Origin of the sequence: Stenotrophomonas sp. JC08 (assembly GCF_052180205.1) — a bacterium.
Taxonomy (GTDB): Bacteria; Pseudomonadota; Gammaproteobacteria; order Xanthomonadales; family Xanthomonadaceae; genus Stenotrophomonas.
Genome location: NZ_CP197473.1, coordinates 1,106,010 through 1,124,609, shown reverse-complemented (window position 1 = coordinate 1,124,609; position 18,600 = coordinate 1,106,010). Strand labels below are relative to the sequence as shown.

The 18,600-nt window shown below is 62.7% G+C and carries 18 protein-coding genes and 2 tRNA genes; all 20 read right to left on the bottom strand.

Annotation, left to right across the window (positions count from 1 at the left end):
* Positions 1-2: 2 nt before the first annotated feature.
* On the bottom strand, positions 3-593 hold the full coding sequence (gene rimP, locus ACSBPQ_RS05050; protein WP_442683958.1) for a ribosome maturation factor RimP: 591 nt from the start codon (positions 591-593) through the stop codon (positions 3-5).
* A gap of 202 nt (positions 594-795) precedes the next feature.
* Positions 796-872: transfer RNA gene (locus ACSBPQ_RS05045), tRNA-Met, on the bottom strand.
* 197 nt (positions 873-1,069) lie between these two features.
* Positions 1,070-2,530: an NADH-quinone oxidoreductase subunit NuoN gene (gene nuoN, locus ACSBPQ_RS05040; protein WP_442683957.1), complete on the bottom strand. Its 1,461-nt coding sequence runs from the start codon at positions 2,528-2,530 to the stop codon at positions 1,070-1,072.
* A gap of 36 nt (positions 2,531-2,566) precedes the next feature.
* Positions 2,567-4,078: an NADH-quinone oxidoreductase subunit M gene (locus tag ACSBPQ_RS05035; RefSeq protein ID WP_442683956.1), complete on the bottom strand. Its 1,512-nt coding sequence runs from the start codon at positions 4,076-4,078 to the stop codon at positions 2,567-2,569.
* Positions 4,079-4,097: 19 nt separating this feature from the next.
* Complete coding sequence (gene nuoL / locus ACSBPQ_RS05030) at positions 4,098-6,218, bottom strand: NADH-quinone oxidoreductase subunit L (RefSeq protein ID WP_442683955.1); 2,121 nt, start codon at positions 6,216-6,218, stop codon at positions 4,098-4,100.
* A gap of 7 nt (positions 6,219-6,225) precedes the next feature.
* The gene (gene nuoK, locus ACSBPQ_RS05025; protein ID WP_442683954.1) at positions 6,226-6,531 is read right to left on the bottom strand and encodes an NADH-quinone oxidoreductase subunit NuoK; all 306 of its coding nucleotides are present in this window, start codon (positions 6,529-6,531) and stop codon (positions 6,226-6,228) included.
* The gene (locus ACSBPQ_RS05020; protein ID WP_442683953.1) at positions 6,528-7,184 is read right to left on the bottom strand and encodes an NADH-quinone oxidoreductase subunit J; all 657 of its coding nucleotides are present in this window, start codon (positions 7,182-7,184) and stop codon (positions 6,528-6,530) included. Before ACSBPQ_RS05020 ends, nuoK begins: the two co-directional genes overlap by 4 nt.
* A gap of 9 nt (positions 7,185-7,193) precedes the next feature.
* Entirely contained in the window at positions 7,194-7,682 is a 489-nt protein-coding gene (nuoI, locus tag ACSBPQ_RS05015) for an NADH-quinone oxidoreductase subunit NuoI (RefSeq protein ID WP_442683952.1), read from the bottom strand.
* Between the two features lie 3 nt (positions 7,683-7,685).
* Complete coding sequence (gene nuoH, locus ACSBPQ_RS05010; RefSeq protein WP_442683951.1) at positions 7,686-8,780, bottom strand: NADH-quinone oxidoreductase subunit NuoH; 1,095 nt, start codon at positions 8,778-8,780, stop codon at positions 7,686-7,688.
* Positions 8,777-11,023, bottom strand: coding sequence for an NADH-quinone oxidoreductase subunit NuoG (nuoG, locus tag ACSBPQ_RS05005; RefSeq protein ID WP_442683950.1), 2,247 nt, complete (start codon positions 11,021-11,023; stop codon positions 8,777-8,779). Before nuoG ends, nuoH begins: the two co-directional genes overlap by 4 nt.
* Positions 11,020-12,357 (bottom strand): NADH-quinone oxidoreductase subunit NuoF, encoded by a 1,338-nt coding sequence (nuoF, locus tag ACSBPQ_RS05000; RefSeq protein WP_442683949.1) that lies wholly within the window; start codon positions 12,355-12,357, stop codon positions 11,020-11,022. Before nuoF ends, nuoG begins: the two co-directional genes overlap by 4 nt.
* A 3-nt stretch (positions 12,358-12,360) precedes the next feature.
* Positions 12,361-12,888 carry an NADH-quinone oxidoreductase subunit NuoE gene (gene nuoE / locus ACSBPQ_RS04995; protein ID WP_442683948.1) on the bottom strand — a complete coding sequence of 176 codons (528 nt, stop codon included), beginning with the start codon at positions 12,886-12,888 and terminating at the stop codon, positions 12,361-12,363.
* A 91-nt stretch (positions 12,889-12,979) separates the two neighbouring features.
* Positions 12,980-14,209: an NADH-quinone oxidoreductase subunit D gene (locus ACSBPQ_RS04990; RefSeq protein ID WP_442684516.1), complete on the bottom strand. Its 1,230-nt coding sequence runs from the start codon at positions 14,207-14,209 to the stop codon at positions 12,980-12,982.
* Between the two features lie 89 nt (positions 14,210-14,298).
* Positions 14,299-15,051, bottom strand: coding sequence for an NADH-quinone oxidoreductase subunit C (locus ACSBPQ_RS04985; RefSeq protein ID WP_442683947.1), 753 nt, complete (start codon positions 15,049-15,051; stop codon positions 14,299-14,301).
* A 32-nt stretch (positions 15,052-15,083) separates the two neighbouring features.
* Positions 15,084-15,638: a NuoB/complex I 20 kDa subunit family protein gene (locus tag ACSBPQ_RS04980; RefSeq protein WP_442683946.1), complete on the bottom strand. Its 555-nt coding sequence runs from the start codon at positions 15,636-15,638 to the stop codon at positions 15,084-15,086.
* Entirely contained in the window at positions 15,629-15,985 is a 357-nt protein-coding gene (locus ACSBPQ_RS04975) for an NADH-quinone oxidoreductase subunit A (RefSeq protein WP_442683945.1), read from the bottom strand. The genes ACSBPQ_RS04980 and ACSBPQ_RS04975 overlap by 10 nt, the downstream gene beginning before the upstream one ends.
* Positions 15,986-16,097: 112 nt before the next feature.
* A tRNA-Leu gene (locus ACSBPQ_RS04970) sits at positions 16,098-16,182 on the bottom strand.
* A 48-nt stretch (positions 16,183-16,230) separates the two neighbouring features.
* Complete coding sequence (secG, locus tag ACSBPQ_RS04965; RefSeq protein ID WP_442683944.1) at positions 16,231-16,653, bottom strand: preprotein translocase subunit SecG; 423 nt, start codon at positions 16,651-16,653, stop codon at positions 16,231-16,233.
* Positions 16,654-16,680: 27 nt separating this feature from the next.
* On the bottom strand, positions 16,681-17,436 hold the full coding sequence (tpiA, locus tag ACSBPQ_RS04960) for a triose-phosphate isomerase (protein WP_442683943.1): 756 nt from the start codon (positions 17,434-17,436) through the stop codon (positions 16,681-16,683).
* A 164-nt stretch (positions 17,437-17,600) separates the two neighbouring features.
* Positions 17,601-18,536, bottom strand: a complete 936-nt coding sequence (locus tag ACSBPQ_RS04955) for an isopenicillin N synthase family dioxygenase (RefSeq protein WP_442683942.1) — start codon at positions 18,534-18,536, stop codon at positions 17,601-17,603.
* Between the last annotated feature and the right edge of the window lie 64 nt (positions 18,537-18,600).

Genomic DNA, 18,600 nt, shown 5'->3' with positions numbered 1-18,600 from the left:
ACTCACTCCGCGCGCGGCTTGTCCGCCGCCGTTTCGTTGTTGGATTTGTTTTTGGCCTTGCCACCCTGCTTGGGCGCCGGACCGGTCGGTTTGGTGGGAGCCAGGCCAAGCGCGGCCCAGTCCGGAATGATGCGCGCCTTGTCGATGTTGTCGAAGGCGGCGACAAACGGCTTGCCATCGACAACAAACGTCACCGTGCCTTCCTGCGCATCGACCGCGGCGATCTCGCCCTGCAGCCGGCGCCGCTTTTCCTGCGGCAGCTTCAGGCCGACCTTGGCCGACTCGCCGATGGCACGCTCGAACTGTTCCAGCGTGAACAACGGGCGATCCACACCCGGAGACGACACTTCCAGCGTGTAATTGCCACTGATCGGATCTTCGACGTCCAGCTGTGCCGAGACTTCGCGGCTCACCCGTTCGCAGTCATCGATATTGACCATGCGCGCAGGCTGCTCGGACAGCGGCACATCGATATACAGACGCAATGTCGCACCACCCGGAGCCGGCAGATATTCAGCACCAAGCAACTCGAGCCCCAACGCCTGCACGGTGGGGCTCAGCAGATTCGCGATTTCACTAGCCTTGTCGCTCACAGCCCGCCTTGATTCATAGAAGTTTAAGAGTGCGGCTTCACCCGGCCGGGTTTCCATATTGCGGAAACAACAAAGGGCCCGACTGGGCCCTTTGTCCGATATGAATCCGATGACTGGATTCCGGTTGCAGGAACGGAAGCAAGCGTTCCTGCGAGCCCAACTTTTGCCTCATCAACACGACTGTGCTGCTAAAGACCGAAGCTGGTAGCGGGGGCAGGATTTGAACCTGCGACCTTCGGGTTATGAGCCCGACGAGCTGCCAGACTGCTCCACCCCGCATCAGAAGCGGAATTATGAAGTAACCAAGAAAATAATGCAAGCCTTGATTTACTTCTTGCCGTCCCGTCTCCGGAAAGGCCCGGAATAATTCTTCCGGTCGAGCCGCACTTTGGCGACTCCTGCAAAACCGGCGAACCGGTATTGCACTCAACTCAGGTCGCACATACTACACACTTTGCGCCGTTTTGTATCCTGTTTCAGGACAAATGTGCAAAAGAATTGCGCATCCACTCCATGATCGGCCCCAAGCCTACCGGCAGCAGCAGCAGCACCAGCGAGTTCACGCCCAGCACGATACCCAGGATACGGTCGTTGTGACGCGGCAGCGGCTCACCGACCGGCTCGTCGAAATACATCACCTTGACCACGCGCAGATAGTAGAAGCAGCCGACCACTGCGCTGATGACGCCGAGGATCACCAGCCACAGCAGACCACCGTTGACCGCCGCACCCAGCACCGACAGCTTGGCCCAGAAGCCGAGGAATGGCGGAATACCGGCCAACGAGAACATCGCACACAACATCAGCCCCGCCATCCACGGGTTGCGCGCGTTCAGGCCCTTGAAGTCGTCGATGCTCTCGGCCTCGAAGCCGGCACGCGACAGCGCGATGATCACACCGAACGCGGCGGTGGACATCAGCGCATAGGTGATGGCGTAGAACATTGCCGCCGAATAGCCCTGCTCACCGCCACCGGCGATGCCCATCAGCAGAAAGCCGATATGCGACACGGTCGAATAGCCGAGCATGCGCTTCAGGTTGGTCTGCGCGATCGCCATCAGGTTACCGACGATCAGCGACAGCGCCGCCAGGCCGGCCAGCACGTACTGCAGTTCGGTCGACAGCGGGCCGACCCCGGCTTCCAGCAGGCGGTAGGCCATGCCGAACGCGGCCAGCTTCGGTGCCGAACTGATGAACAGCGCGATCGGTGCCGGTGCGCCCTGGTAGACGTCAGGCAGCCACATGTGGAACGGTGCCGCGCCGAGCTTGAAGGCCACGCCGGCCACCATGAACAGCGCACCGGTGAGCAGCAACAAGCGCTCGTCGGACTGCGCAATGGAGGCATGGATCACGTCCAGATGCAGCGTGCCGGTGGCGCCATAGACCAGCGACATGCCGTACAGCAGCAGGCCCGAGGCCAGCGAACCCAGCACGATGTATTTCATGCCGGCTTCGGCGGCGAGCTTGTTGTCACGATTGCTGGCGACCAGCGCATAGGAGCACAGCGCCAGCAGCTCCAGGCCCAGGTACACCATCAGCAGCGTGCCGGCCGATACCAGGATCATCATGCCCGCGGTGGCGAACAGGATCAGCACGGCGATCTCGCCCTGGTAGAGGTTGCGTTCGCGCAGGTAGCTCCAGCCATAAAGCAGACTCAGGCCACTGACCAGCACGATGACCGTCTTCATGACGTCCGCAGCGGTGTCGCGGACGAACATGCCCTGGAACACTTCGCCCTGCCCGCCCACGCCGCCAACCAGCAGCATGAGGACGACGGCGAGAATGGCCACCGAAATGAAATGGGTCCAGACCTTGTTCCGGTTGCTGATGAACAGGTCCAGCATCAACAGGGCAAAGGCGCCGCCGATCACTGCCAGTTCGGGCAGCAGCGGCAGGAGGTCAGTGGTGGTCAACGGCAGAAGCGTCGGCGTGGTCATCATCAAATCCTGGAATCAATACTCTCGACGGGCCGCTTACAGCAGCTTGCTCGAAGCGATCTGCATCGCCAGCTTGGCGATGGACGGCTCCATCAGGTCGGTCAGCGGCATCGGGTAGAAGCCCAGCACCAGCGTACCGATCGCATACACACCCAGCACCAGCCATTCGCGGCCGTTGATGTCCTTCATCCCGGCAACATGGGAGTTGCCCACCTCACCGAAGAACACGCGCTTGTACAGCCACAGCGAGTACGCCGCGCTGATGATCAGCGTGCTTGCCGCCGCCAGTGCCGCCAGCGGGTGCCACTGGAAGCTGGCCAACACGATCATGAATTCGCCAACGAAACCGCTGGTGCCCGGCAGGCCAGAGTTGGCCATGAAGAACAGCAGCGCGAAAGCGGCAAACCACGGCATCACGTTCACCACGCCGCCGTAATCGGCGATGCGACGGGTGTGCAGCCGGTCGTAGAGCACACCGATGCAGGAGAACATGGCTCCGGACACGAAACCGTGCGAAATCATCTGCACCATCGCACCCTGCAGGCCCAGGCGGGCGGCATCGGCGTTGCCGGCCTCACGCACCAGCCACAGGGCGATGAAGGTACCCAGAGTGACAAAGCCCATGTGCGCGACCGACGAATAGGCGATCAGCTTCTTCATGTCGTCCTGCACCATCGCCACCAGGCCGACGTAGATCACCGCCACCAGCGACAGCGCGACGACCAGCCAAGCCCACTCGCTGCTCGCGTCCGGCACGATCGGCAGGTTGAAGCGCAGGAAACCGTAACCACCGATCTTCAGCGCGATGGCGGCCAGGATCACCGAACCGGCGGTCGGCGCCTCGACGTGCGCATCCGGCAGCCAGGTGTGCACCGGGAACATCGGCACCTTGACCGCGAAAGCGACCAGGAAGGCGAAGAAGATCCAGGTCTGTTCCTTGGCCGACAGCTGCAGCTGGTACAGGTCTGCCAGCTGGAAGCTGCCACCCTTGATGTACAGGTAGACCAGCGCCACCAGCATCAGCACCGAGCCGAGGAAGGTGTACAGGAAGAACTTCATTGCCGCGTAGATGCGGCGCGGACCACCCCAGACACCGATGATCAGGAACATCGGGATCAGCATGGCCTCGAAGAACACGTAGAACAGCATCGCGTCGGTCGCGGCGAAAATACCGACGGTCACGCCTTCCAGGATCAGCAGTGCGGCGACGTACTGGTTCACGCGCTTGTCGATCACGCCCCAGGCACCGACCAGCACCAGCACCCCGACCAGGGTGGTCAGCAGGACCAGCGCGATGGCTATACCGTCGACGGCAAGGTTGTAGCCGATGCCGAAGGCCGGAATCCACGGGTGCTGCTCGACGAACTGCATCACCTCCGTCGCACCCCGGTCATAACCGGTGTACAGGCCGAGGCTGAGCAGGAAGGTGAGCAGCGCCACCGCCAGCGACGCCCAACGGGCCGCCTGTGCATTGCGCACGGCAAGGATCAATGCACCGCCAAAGATCGGCAGCCAGATGAGAATACTAAGCAAGGGCCAGTTCGACACGTTTTCTATTCCGTACAAGTCAACGCCAGAAATGCATCAGGACGCCCAGCAGGGCAATCACACCGATGATCATCGCGAAGGCGTAGTGGTAGAGGAAGCCGGATTGGGTACGGCGCAACAGGTTGGCAGCCAGCTCGATGACGCGGGCCGAACCGTTGACCATCACCCCGTCGACGATCGAGCTGTCCACGGTGCGTGCGGCCTTGCCGAGCTGCACGCTGCCGCCGGCAAAACCGTCAATCCAGAGCTTGTCGAAGCCGTACTTGTTTTCCAGCACCGAAACCACCGGTGCCAGCGACTTGCGTGCCTTGCCTGCCAGTTCCGGCTTCCAGATGTAGAACACCCATGCCAGTACCAGGCCTGCAACCGTCAGCCAGAACGCCGGCATCATCATGCCGTGCAAGGCGAACTTCACCGGGCCGTGCCAGAACTCGGCCGCCACCGCAGCGATGCTGTCTCGCGCCGGATCATAGAAATCGACGATACCGGTGAAGAACGTCATCGCCTGTCCCGGAACCCCGTGGACGCTGGCGTTTCCGGCCCAGTCGGTACCGAACAGCATCGGGCCGGCGGTGAAGAAGCCGATGAAGATCGAAGGAATCGCCAGCAACACCAGCGGCAGGGTCACCACCCACGGCGACTCGTGCGGCACATGCGCGCCATGGCCGTGACCATGGTCGTCATGGCTGTTGTTGCGGAAGCGCTCCTCGCCGAAGAAGGTCAGGAACAGCAGGCGGAAGCTGTAGAAGCTGGTGACGATCACGCCACCGAGCACCGCCCAGTAACCGTAGGTCGCTACCCAGCTCGCATCGGCGGCATGGGCATTGAGCGCGGCCGCCTCGATGATGGTGTCCTTCGAATAGAAGCCGGAGAAGAACGGCGTACCCACCAGCGCCAGGGTACCGATCCACATGGTGATGTGGGTGATCGGCATGTATTTGCGCAGGCCGCCCATCTTCAGCATGTTCTGCTCGTGATGCATGCCGATGATCACCGAGCCGGCGCCGAGGAACAGCAGCGCCTTGAAGAAGGCGTGGGTCATCAGGTGGAACACCGCGCCCGAGTAGGCCGATACACCCAGCGCCACGGTCATGTAGCCCAGCTGCGACAACGTCGAGTAGGCGACCACGCGCTTGATGTCGCTCTGCACGATGCCGATCAGGCCGGTGAAGAACGCAGTGGTAGCACCGGTGAACAGCACGAAGTTCAAGGCCGTCTGCGACAGCTCGAACAGCGGCGACATGCGGGTGACCATGAAGATACCGGCGGTGACCATGGTCGCGGCGTGGATCAGTGCCGAGATCGGGGTCGGGCCTTCCATCGAATCGGGCAGCCACACGTGCAGCGGTACTTGCGCCGACTTGCCCATCGCACCGATGAACAGGCAGATGCAGATCAGCGTCGCCACCGACCAGATCAGCGGCTCATCGAACACCTGGATCTGCTGGCCGAACAAGTTGATCGAGCCCGACCACACCTGGATCAGCGCGTTCGGGTCGCCCAGCATGCCCGCGTTGGCGAACACCGTGGCGTAGTCCAGCGAACCGAAGGCCCACAGCACGCCAGCGATGCCGAGCAGGAAACCGAAGTCGCCGACACGGTTGACCAGGAACGCCTTCATGTTGGCGAAGATGGCGGTCGGCTTCTTGAAATAGAAACCGATCAGCAGGTACGACACCAGGCCCACCGCTTCCCAGCCGAAGAACAGCTGCAGGAAGTTGTTGCTCATCACCAGCGCGAGCATGGAGAAGGTGAACAGCGAGATGTAGCTGAAGAAACGCTGGTAGCCGTCATCCTCCGCCATGTAGCCGATCGAGTAGATGTGCACCAGCAGCGACACGAAGGTCACCACCACCATCATCATCGCGGTCAGCTTGTCGACCATGAAGCCGGCATGGGCCGCGTACTGCCCAACCTCGAACACGGTATAGACGTTCTGGTTGAACGGCTGCGCGCCCCCCCACAGCAACTGCGAGAAGACGTATATCGACAGCGCGCAGCTGATGGCCACACCGAGGATCGTGACGTATTGGGCACCCTTGCGCCCCACCTGACGTCCGAAAAGACCGGCGATGATGCTGCCGAACAGCGGTGCGAGCACCACTGCAATCAACAGACTCTTGGAGAGAGTGATTTCCATCTTCGGATCAGCCCTTCAGCGAATCGACTTCGCCCACGTTGATGGTGCGGCGAGTACGGAACAGAGTCACCAGGATCGCGAGCCCGATTGCAGCTTCGGCTGCGGCCACGGTCAGGATGAAGAAAACGAACAGTTGGCCGGCGGTATCGCCGAGTTCGCGCGAAAAGGCGATGAAGTTGATGTTCACCGACAACAGCATCAACTCGATCGACATCAGCAGGACGATGATGTTCTTCCGGTTCAGGAAGATGCCGGCGACGCTGATGCAGAACATCACCGCCCCCAGCGCGAGCATGTGGCCCAGGGAAATCATGGCTTGGCCTCCTCGCCACCGGCGTTCTTGGTATCGACCTGCACCACCGGCTTCTCGGCGGCCATCTTGACGATGCGCAGGCGATGCCCGGCGCGGACCATGGTCTGTTCGGTTGGATCCTGCTTCTTCAGGCCCTCGCGGCGACGCAGGGTCAGGGTCACGGCAGCGACCACCGCAACGGTCAGGATCACTGCGGCGAATTCGAAGGGCAGCAGGTATTCGGTAAACAGGCTGCGCGCCAGCCAGGTGATGTTGGAGCTTTCAGCAGCCATGGCCGCGGCATTGTCCGCCGGGAACGGCACCGCCGAGCGCGCCTTGACACCGATCAGGATCAGCATCTGCACCAGCATGACCACCGCTACCAGCAGTCCGACCGGCAGGTAACGCACCCAGCCCTGGCGCAGGGTCGAGGTGTCGATGTCGAGCATCATCACCACGAACAGGAACAGCACCATCACCGCGCCGACATAGACCAGCACCAGCGTGACGCCCAGGAACTCGGCCCCGACCAGCAACCACACGCAGGCCACCGAGAAGAAGGTCAGGATCAGGCACAGCACGGCATACACCGGGTTGCGCACGCTGATCACCGCGGCGGCGGAAATGCCGGCGATGATCGAGAACAGCCAGAAGAAAATATTGATCCAATCCATCTCAAGACCTCAGCGGAAAGCGGCGTCGGCGGCACGGCGCTCGGCGATTTCGGCTTCAAGCCGGTCGCCAATGGCCAGCAGCTGCGGCTTGGTGATGATGTTCTCGCCACGGTTCTCGAAGTGATATTCGAGGATGTGGGTCTCGACGATCGAGTCCACCGGGCAGCTCTCCTCACAGAATCCGCAGAAGATGCACTTGAACAGATCGATCTCGTAACGCGTGGTACGGCGGGTGCCATCCTCGCGCTTGGCCGAATCGATGGTGATGGCCAGCGCCGGGCACACCGCCTCGCACAGCTTGCAGGCGATGCAACGCTCTTCACCGTTGGGATAACGGCGCAGCGCGTGCAGACCACGGAAGCGCGGCGACTGCGGGAACTTCTCCATCGGATACAGCACGGTGTACTTGGGCTTGAACGTGTACTTCAACGTCAGCCACAACCCCTGGATCAGCTCGATGAGCAGCAGGCTCTTGAAATAATGGGTGATCTTATTCATGAATCAAACGCCCTTCTCGATCACGCCGTAGAACACCATCAGTGCCGTCACCGCGATCCAGAAAATGGTCAACGGGATGAAAACCCTCCAGCCCAGACGCATGATCTGGTCATAGCGGAAGCGCGGGAAGCTGGCACGGAACCAGATATACGAGCTTGCGAAGAACAGCATCTTCAGCAGCAGCCACGGCCAGCCGCCCATCCAGATCCAGTTGATCCAAGGCGAGATATCCGCCGTGACCCAGCCCTGGATCGGGCTCAGCCAACCGCCGAGGAAGAACAATGCGATCAGGAAGCTGATCAGGATCATGTTCGCGTATTCGGCCAGGAAGAACAGCGCGAATGCACCGCCGGAATACTCGACCATGTGGCCGGCAACGATTTCCGACTCGCCTTCCACCACGTCGAACGGCGCGCGGTTGGTTTCAGCCACGCCGGAAACCCAGTACACGACAAACAGCGGGAACAGCGGCAGCAGGAACCAGTCGAACAGGCCCGAATCACCCTTCTGCGCCAGCACGATGTCACTCAGGTTCAAACTGCCGGCGGCGATCATCACGCCGATGAGCGCAAAGCCCATGGCGATCTCGTAGCTGACCACCTGCGCGGCCGAGCGCATCGCACCGAGGAAGGCGTACTTGGAGTTGGAGGCCCAGCCGGCGAGGATCACGCCGTACACGCCGAGCGAGGTCATCGCCAGCAGGTACAGCAGACCGACGTTGGAGTTCGAAAGCACCAGCTGGTAGTCGAAAGGAACCACCGCCCAGGCCGCGAACGACGGTGCCAGCACCACCAGCGGCGCGAGGATGTACATCGCCCGATGCGCGCTGGTCGGCGCAATGATTTCCTTGAACAGCAGCTTGGTGACGTCGGCAAACGCCTGCAGCAGGCCACCCAGACCGACATACATGGGTCCGTGGCGGATATGCATCCAGCCGATCAGCTTGCGTTCCCACAACACGTAGAAGGCGACCGAGATGATCACCGGCATCGCGATGCACAGGATCTTCAGCACCGTCCACAGCACGATGCCGATATCACCCAGGGCGACAAACCACTGGTACAGCGGATCGACCGCGTTCAACAGCAACTCGTTCATGCAGCCACCACTGTTACCCGAGCGGCGCCCAGCGGCGCGGTTGCGCCATGGCCCGACTCAATCCAAACCGTACCGGCGGCGACGCGTGCGTCGACCACCACCGGCAGCGTCGCCTTGCCGGCATCGGTGCCGACCTTGGCCATCTGCCCCTCGACCAGCTGCAGACGCGCGGCGTCATCACCATTGAGCACGATGCGCGGTGCGTGGTTCAACGGGTGCGACTGCAGGGCCTGGGCACGACGCACAACGGCATCGGTGCGATAGATCGCCGGCGTCGAAGCCACTTCGAAACCCTCACCGCTGATCTGCGGCTGCGCCGAAGCGGCCACCTTCACGGCCACCGGCTGCAGGCTGGCGCGCAGGCCGGCCAGATCGGTGAACCCGAAACCGTCCAGCTGCATGTCGCCCCCCAGGGCGCGCAGCACACGCCAGCCTTCGCGGGCTTCGCCCGGAAGCTTGCCGCCGGCACGGGCCTGCTGCTCGCGGCCATCGAGATTGGTCAGCGTCGCATCGATTTCCGGCAGCGCGCCGATCGGCAGGATCAGATCGGCCACATCACGGGTCGAGGCGCATGCGAACTGGCTGAAAGCGACAACCGTCGCGCCGGCCAGCGCCTTGCGCGCCGCGGCCGTATCGGCGAAGTCCAGGCCCGGCTCGATGCCGTACAACACGTATGCCTTGCGCGCCTGCGCCAGCATCGCATTGACATCCTTGCCCGCCGGCAGCACGCCAGCGCGGGCAAGACCCAGTGCGTTGGCGCCCTGCGGAATCCGGCACACGCGCGCACCGGTGGCTGCCGCAAAACGGCTCGCCGCCGCACGGATCGAGGCCGCCTGCGGATGGTTCTCGGCGATTGCGCCGACGATGATGACGGTGTTGCCACCGGCCTTCACCGCATCGATCAGCTGGACGTTTTCCAGCGCCTCGGCAAAGCGCGACGGCGCGACGATCTGCTTGCCGGCCAGCTTGAAGGTGAAGTCGAAATCGACCGGATTGATCGCATGGATCTGCGCGCCGTTGCTGGTCTGCGCCTTGCGCATGCGGGCATGCAGCAGCGGCAGTTCATGGCGCACATTGCTGCCGAGCAACACGATGTGGTCGGCCTTCTCAATTTCGGCCAGCGGCATGCCGAATGCTTCGGCAACCGGAGCATCGGAGAAATCGCGGTTGTTGATGCGGTGGTCGATGTTGCCCGAGCCCAGCGCCGTCGCCAGGCGTGCCAGCAGCGCGCCCTCTTCGTTCGACGTCGACGGATGCACCAGCACGCCCAGGTCGTCGCCACGATTGGCCTCGAGAACTTCGCGGGCAGCCGCCAACGCTTCAGCCCAGCTCACTTCCTTCCATTCGCCATTGATCTTCTGCAGCGGCTGGGTCGCACGATCAGCGGCATACAGGCCTTCATGGGAATAACGGTCGCGGTCGGACAGCCAGCATTCGTTGACCAGCTCGTTCTCACGCGGCACCACGCGCAGCACTTCACCGCGGCGCACGTGCAGGAACAGGTTCGAACCCATCGCATCGTGGTAGCCCAGCGATTCGCGGGCCGTCAGCTCCCACGGACGCGCCTTGAACTGGAACACCTTGTTGGTCAATGCACCGACCGGGCACACGTCGATGACGTTGCCGGACAGCTCGGTGGTCAGCGGCTTGCCGTCATAGGTGCCGATCTGCAGCTCGTCACCGCGGTACAGGCCACCCAGCTCCTGGGTACCGGCCACCTCGTCGGTGAAGCGCACGCAACGGGTGCACTGGATGCAGCGGGTCATCTCGGTGGCGACCAGCGGCCCCATGTCCTCATCGGCCACCACGCGCTTGCGCTCGTTGAAGCGGCTGACCGAGCGGCCGTAGCCCAGCGACACGTCCTGCAGCTCACACTCGCCGCCCTGATCGCAGATCGGGCAGTCCAGCGGATGGTTGATCAGCAGGAACTCCATCACCGAACGCTGGTACTTCAGCGCCTTGTCGCTGCGGGTCTGCACCTTCATGCCATCCATCACCGGCGTGGCGCAGGCGGGCGACGGCTTGGGAGACTTCTCCACGTCGACCAGACACATGCGGCAGTTGGCGGCGATCGAGAGCTTCTCGTGATAGCAGAAGCGCGGAATCGGGATGCCGGCCTTGTCAGCCGCATGGATGATCATCGAGCCCTTGGGGGCGAACATCGTCTGTCCATCGATCTCGATGGTGACGTGCCCTTCCGGAGCCACGGGCGCCTCGTTGGAATTTACCGGTTGCGCGCTCATACGGCAGCAGCCTCCACCTTCTTGCCGTCAACCATCGAATGACCGTTGACGATGTAGTACTCGAATTCATCCCAGAACTGGCGCAGGAAACCCTGGACCGGCCATGCGGCGGCCTCACCGAACGCGCAGATGGTGTGGCCTTCGATCTGACCGGCCACCGTCTTGAGCTGGTGCAGGTCTTCCATCGTGGCCTGCCCGGCGACGATGCGCTCCAGCACACGATGCATCCAGCCGGTGCCTTCACGGCACGGGGTGCACTGGCCGCAGGATTCCTTGTGGAAGAAGCGGCTGATGCGGCAGGTGAACTTGACGGCGCAGACGCTGTCGTCGATCACCACGATCGCCCCCGAACCCAGGCCGGAACCGAGTGCACGGATGGTGTCGTAGTCCATCGGCAGCCCGTCGAGCTCGGCGGCGGTCAGCACCGGCATCGAGACGCCACCGGGAATCGCGCCCTTCAGCTTGCGGCCCGGACGCAGGCCACCGGCCATTTCCAGCAGCTCGTTGAAGGTGGTGCCCAGCGGCACTTCGAAATTGCCGCCACGCTGCACGCAGCCGGAAACGGAGAAGCACTTCGGCCCGCCGCTGGCGGTCTTGCTCAGGCCCTTGAACCACTCCGGACCGTTGCGGATGATCGCCGGCACCGACCCGTAGGTCTCGGTGTTGTTGATCGTCGACGGCTTGCCGTACAGGCCGAAATTGGCTGGGAACGGCGGCTTGTAGCGCGGCTGTCCCTTCTTGCCTTCCAGCGATTCCATCAGCGCGGTTTCCTCGCCGCAGATGTAGGCACCGGCACCCAGCGCGTTGTGGATGTCGATGTCCACGCCGCTGCCAAGGATGTTCTTGCCCAGCCAGCCATGCTTGTAGGCATCGGCCAGCGCCTGTTCGATATGCTCGAACGGCTCGTGGTGGAACTCGCCACGCATGTAGTTGTAGCCCACGCTCGAGCCGGTGGCATAGCACGCGATGGCCATCCCCTCGATCACCGCGTGCGGGTTGTAGCGCAGGATGTCGCGGTCCTTGCAGGTGCCCGGCTCGGATTCGTCCGAGTTGCAGAGGATGTACTTCTGCATGTCGCCCTTGGGCATGAACGACCACTTCAGGCCGGTCGGGAAACCCGCGCCGCCACGGCCTCGCAGACCGGACTGCTTGACCATTTCGATGACATCGGCCGGCGCGATCTTCTCTTCGAGGATCTTGCGCAACGCGGCATAGCCCCCGGTCTTGAGGTAGTTCTCGTACGACCACGGAGTATCGTAATGCAACGTGGTGTAGACCACGTTGTGCGGAAGCGGCGCCGGACCTACCGGTCCCGTGGATTTCTGATGTGCCATGTCTTACTCCAGCCCGTCCAGCAGCGCATCAACCTGCTCCAGCGTCAAACGTTCATGGTAGTGACCGTTGATGACCATCATCGGCGCGCCCGCGCAGCCGGCCAGGCACTCTTCCTCTTTCTTGAGGTAGACGCGGCCGTCCGGGGTCGATTCACCGTGCTTGATGCCCAGCTTCTTCTCACAATGGCGGACGATATTGTCGGCGCCGTTGAGCCAGCAGCTGATGTTGGTACAGATGGCGACGTTGTTGCGGCCGACCGGCTTGATCTCGAACATCGAGTAGAAGCTGGCGACTTCATAGACCCACACGTAGGGCAGGTCCAGGTACTTGGCCACGCCCGCCATCAGTTCGTCACTGAGCCAGCCCTGATTCTGTTCCTGCGCCGCATGCAGGCCCTGCAGCACGGCCGAGCGCTTGCGTTCCGGCGGGAATTTTGCCACCCAGTGATCGATATGAGCGCGGGTCTTGTCGCTCAGCACCACCATCGGATCGACGTCGCGCGCCGCCTCGTAATTACCTGTCGCCTTCATTGGCCGACCTCAACGAAAACCAGATTCAGGAAAACCGGCGCTTGCGGCAGCACAACCGCGCAGGCAACGGACGTTGTGAAATCGGCCAACATCAGCGGTCAACCTCACCAAACACAAGATCGTAGGTGCCGATCATCGCCACCACGTCGGAAAGCATGTGGCCACGCACGATCGAATCGAGCGAGGACAGGTGGGCGAAGCCCGGCGCGCGCAGGTGCACGCGGAACGGCTTGTTGGCACCGTCGGAAACCAGGTAGCAGCCGAACTCGCCCTTCGGCGCTTCCACCGCCGCATAGGTTTCGCCGGCCGGCACGCAGTAGCCCTCGCTGAACAGCTTGAAGTGGTGGATCAGCGCTTCCATGTCGTCTTTCATTTCCGCACGCGAAGGCGGAGCGACCTTGAAGTTCTGCACGATCACCGGGCCCGGATTGGCCTTCAGCCACTGCACGCACTGCTTGACGATGCGATTGGATTCACGCATCTCGGCGACACGAACCAGGTAGCGGTCATAGCAGTCGCCATTGGTTCCCAGCGGGATATCGAAATCCACCGCGTCGTACTTGGCGTACGGCATCTTCTTGCGCAGGTCCCAGGCAATACCGGAGCCGCGCAGCATCACGCCGGTCATGCCCCATGCATGGGCATGCTCGGGAGTGACGATGCCGACATCGACGGTACGCTGCTTCCAGATGCGGTTCTCGGTCAGCAGGGTCTCGTATTCGTCGACACGCGAGGGAAACTCGTTGGTGAAGTTTTCCAGGAAGTCCAGCAGCGAGCCTTCGCGCGAAGCGTTCAGGCGCTTGAGGGCCTTGCCCTTGTGCCAGCGCGATTCCTTGTACTTGGGCATCGTGTCGGGCAGGTCACGATACACGCCGCCCGGACGGTAATAGGCCGCATGCATGCGTGCGCCGGAAACCGCCTCATAGCAGTCCATCAGCTCTTCACGCTCGCGGAAGGTGTACAGCATTACCGCCATCGCACCCAGATCCAGCGCACCGGTACCGATGTTCATCAGGTGGTTCAGGATGCGGGTAATTTCGTCGAACATGGTGCGGATGTACTGCGCACGCTCGGGCACCTCGATACCGACCAGGTTCTCGATGGCGCGCACATACGCATGCTCGTTGCACATCATCGAGCAGTAATCCAGACGATCCATGTAGCCGATCGACTGGTTGAACGGCTTGGACTCGGCAAGCTTTTCAGTACCACGATGGAGCAGGCCGACATGCGGGTCGGCGCGCATCACGGTCTCGCCATCCATCTCGAGGATGAGGCGGAGCACGCCGTGCGCGGACGGATGCTGCGGACCGAAATTCATCGTGTAGTTGCGGATTTCCTGCTGTTCTTCAGCAGGATTGCTGGCGAAGGCCTGGCTGGCCTGCGGCAGGGACTTGCTCACTTCAGCGCTCACTTGCTTGCCTCCGACTGCGCACGCTCGCCTTCGGCGGTCTGGTAGCGCGAATCCTCACGGATCACGCGTGCCACGCCGACGCGCGGTTCGACCGACGTCACCGGCTCGTAGATCACCCGCTTCTTCTCTTCGTCGTAACGCACTTCGACGTTGCCGATCAGCGGGAAGTCCTTGCGGAACGGATGGCCGACAAAACCGTAGTCGGTCAGGATGCGACGCAGGTCCGGATGGCCTTCGAAGACCACGCCGAACAGGTCGAACGCCTCACGCTCGAACCAGTTCACGCCCGGATAGACATCGGTCAACGACGCCACCACCGGCAGCTCTTCACTGGGCGCGTAGCAACGGATACGCAGCAGCTGGTTGTGCTGGTAGGAACGCAGCTGGGCGACGACGGCGAAGCGCTGCTTCGGCATGGCATCGGGACGGGCGCCCTCGCCGCTCTCGTGACTGGGGAACTCGCCCCAGGCGAAGCGCCCGACGTTCTTGCCCTCCACGCCACGGCTGAAACCGTTCGAGGACACGTCCGAGGTGTCCCACTCGGCGCTGCCGTAGCCGAGGTAGTCGACCCCGCAAAGATCGACCAGCTGCTCGAAGCCGAACTCGTCACGCAACGCCAGTGCGGCGGCTTTCCAGTCGGCGGCAGCCAGCTCCAGGGTAACTTCGCCGCGCGGTTCGATCACGAAGACCTGCGCACCGGCGAAACGCGCGCGAAGTCGATCGATCAATGAATGTGCTTGCTGGGCCATGGGGGCTGGCGTGCTCTTGAAATGAAAGGAATTCAGCGGGAGATGGTCTGGGTGCGCCAGATCTTCTTCTGCAACTGCAAAATGCCGTAGACCAGGGCTTCGGCGGTCGGCGGGCAGCCCGGGACGTAAACGTCCACCGGCACCACGCGATCACAACCGCGCACCACGGAATAGGAATAGTGGTAATAGCCGCCACCGTTGGCGCAGCTGCCCATGGAGATGACCCACTTCGGGTCGGGCATCTGGTCGTAGACCTTGCGCAGCGCCGGGGCCATCTTGTTGACCAGCGTGCCGGCCACGATCATCACGTCGGACTGGCGCGGTGACGGACGGAACACGATGCCGTAACGGTCCAGATCGAGGCGCGCGGCACCGGCATGCATCATCTCCACCGCGCAGCAGGCCAGACCGAAGGTCATCGGCCACATCGAACCGGTACGCGCCCAGTTCAGCAGCGCATCGACGCTGGTGGTCACATAGCCCTTGTCGAGCAGCGGGTTGTCGCCTTCAGGCCGCAGGATGTCATCCACCCGCCCTTCCGGGATCGGGTTGTTCATCAGGCCGTCGAGAGTTTGGATCACTCCCATTCCAGCGCCCCCTTCTTCCACACGTAGATAAAGCCGAGAAACAGCATGCCGACGAACAGGCCCATGGTGACCAGCGAACGGGCACCCAGCTCCATGAAGACCTGGGTCCAAGGCACGATGAAGATGATTTCCAGGTCAAACACGATGAACTGGATGGCGATGAGGTAATAGCGCACGTCGAACTTCATGCGCGCGTTCTCGAACGCCTCGAAGCCGCATTCGTACGGCGAAAGCTTCTGGTTGTCCGGGCTACGGGGAGCGAGGAACCGGCCGATCAGCATCAGCGATACACCAATGCCGGTGGCGACGATCAGAAACAGCAGAGACGGCAAATATTCGGCCAGCACAGCGATTCTCTCTTGCCTCAGCCGGGGCGAGCCTGCAGGCTGCCCGGCGTGGGTGATTGTCGGGAATATCAGGGCGGAATGCTGCCGCATCCCGCGAACCCGCCAGTACTAATGGTGCCCAAGAGGGGACTCGAACCCCTACGACTCTCGTCGCTACCACCTCAAGGTAGTGCGTCTACCAATTCCGCCACCTGGGCCTACGTCAGCGCAGCTGCTCTGCAGTGCGCCGCGCATTGTAACCGTCTTCAGTCTTTCTGTGCGCCTTCAGCCGGCTTTTCTTCAGCTTGCGCGGGAATATTTTCCACCGGGGCGGCCGCCTGCGGCACCTCACCCACAGCAGGCACCGGCTGCAGGTCGCCTACCGGCGCTGCAGGAGCCGCTGCCGGCGCTTCGACCTGGGACATCACGCCAAGCCCCTCACCGGCCGGGCGCGAGCCGTGGCTGGCATACCAGGCCATGAACAGGCTGATGCCGAAGAACACCACCGCCAGCCACTTGGTGGACTTGGACAGGAAGTTGGAGGCGCCACGCGACCCGAACACCGTACCCGACGCCCCTGCACCGAAGCCGGAGCCGGCGGCGGCACCCGAGCCACGCTGCATCAGGATCAGCGCAATCATCGCGATCGCCACCAGCACATAGACCACATTGAGGATCAACATCAGCATTTGAAATCCGTCCCGGACAATTACCCGTTAGCGACCGGCTGCCGCCCTCGCGATGGCCAGAAAATCAGCCGCCACCAGCGAAGCGCCGCCTACCAGCCCGCCATCAACGTCAGGCTGCGAAAACAGCTCTGCGGCATTGCCGGGCTTGACACTGCCGCCATAGAGCAGCGGCAGCGAATCGGCAATTCTAGCATCGCCCCGGGCGACTACGCCACGAATGAACGCATGCACGGCCTGCGCCTGTGCCGGCGTGGCGGTCTTGCCGGTACCGATGGCCCATACCGGCTCGTAGGCCACCACGGCCCGGCCGAAGGCCTCCACGCCCGCCAGTTCCAGCACCGGCGCCAGCTGCGCGGCGATCACCTGCTCGGTCTGCCCCGCCTCGTGCTGTTCCAGCGTTTCGCCCACGCACAGCACCGGCACCAGCCCGGCCTCGATGGCAGCAACGAACTTCCGCGCCACCAGCTCATTGCTTTCGTGATGGTACTGGCGTCGCTCCGAATGCCCGACCAGCACATACTCCGCGCCCACATCCACCAGCATCGAAGCCGACACCTCGCCGGTGTAGGCCCCCTCGCCATGGCAGCTGAGGTCCTGCGCGCCGAAGGCCACGCCAGCGCCACTGAAATCCTCCGACAAGGCGGCCAGATACGGCGACGGCGGCAGCACCAGCAGCTTCACCCCGGCCTGCGGCAGCCCGGCAACCAGCTGTCCGAGCAGTTCAGCGGCGAATTGACGGCTGCCATGCAGCTTCCAGTTACCGGCAACGATCTTCTGGCGCATTGCGGAGTGACTCCCAGCTAAAAAGGTGGGCGAAGGATAGCCGAAATGCAGACACCGGCAGGACAGCCCGCAGACAATCCGGGACAACATGCACGCACGCCGCCAATCCCGAAGGCCTGGCGGCGCCATGAATGGGCAAGGCCGATGACCCGGCCAGCCGAGGCTTACTTCAGCTTGATCTCGCGCAGACGCTCTTCCAGGAAGCCATGGGCGGTAATCGCCTCCGGATACCGGCTCGGGTTCTCCGCGGTGATGCACGAGGGCAGCACGTCGATCAGGAAATCCGGGTTCGGGTGCAGGAAGAACGGCACCGAGTAGCGCGGCTGGCGGGCCAGCTCACCCGGAGGATTGACCACCCGGTGGATGGTGGACGGATACACGTGGTTGGTCAGGCGCTGCAGCATGTCGCCGATATTGACGACGATGGTGTCGGCATCGGAGGTGAACGGCACCCACTCGCCCTCGTGCGACTGCACCTCCAGACCGGCGGCACTGGCACCGACCAGCAGGGTGATGAAGTTGATGTCGCCATGGGCACCGGCACGGACATTGGGGATGTCGTCGGTGGTGATCGGCGGGTAATGGATCGGGCGCAGGATCGAGTTGCCGTTGTTGGTCTTGTCGGCGAAATAGTCCTGCGGCAGGCCGATATGCAGCGCCAACGCCGACAGCACACGCGAGCCGAGGGCATCGAGCTTCTGGTACAGGCCATAGCCATGCTCGCGGAAACCCGGCACTTCCTCCGGCCACAGGTTCGGCGGCATCACCTCGCGGTACGGCGAGTCATCCGGAATCTCACGGCCGACGTGCCAGAACTCCTTCAGGTCGAAGTGCTTGGAGCCCTTGGCGGTCTCCACGCCGAACGGGGTATAGCCGCGCGCGCCCCCCCCGCCAGCGACGTGGTAACGCTTTTTCACCTCTTCCGGCAGCGCGAAAAACGCCTTGAACGCGGCGTAGGCGGCATCGATATCGGTCTGGGCGATGCCGTGGTTGCGGATACCGGCAAAGCCCCACTGCCGATAAGCGGCCCCCAGCTCGGCGACGAAGGCGTCGCGGTCGGTCTCGAAACGGGTGATATCGAGGGTTGGAATCTGGCTCACAACACAATTCTCTAGAAGGATTCTGGACAGGGGTCCGGCCGCGCCGGACGTGCCTGCATTGTCG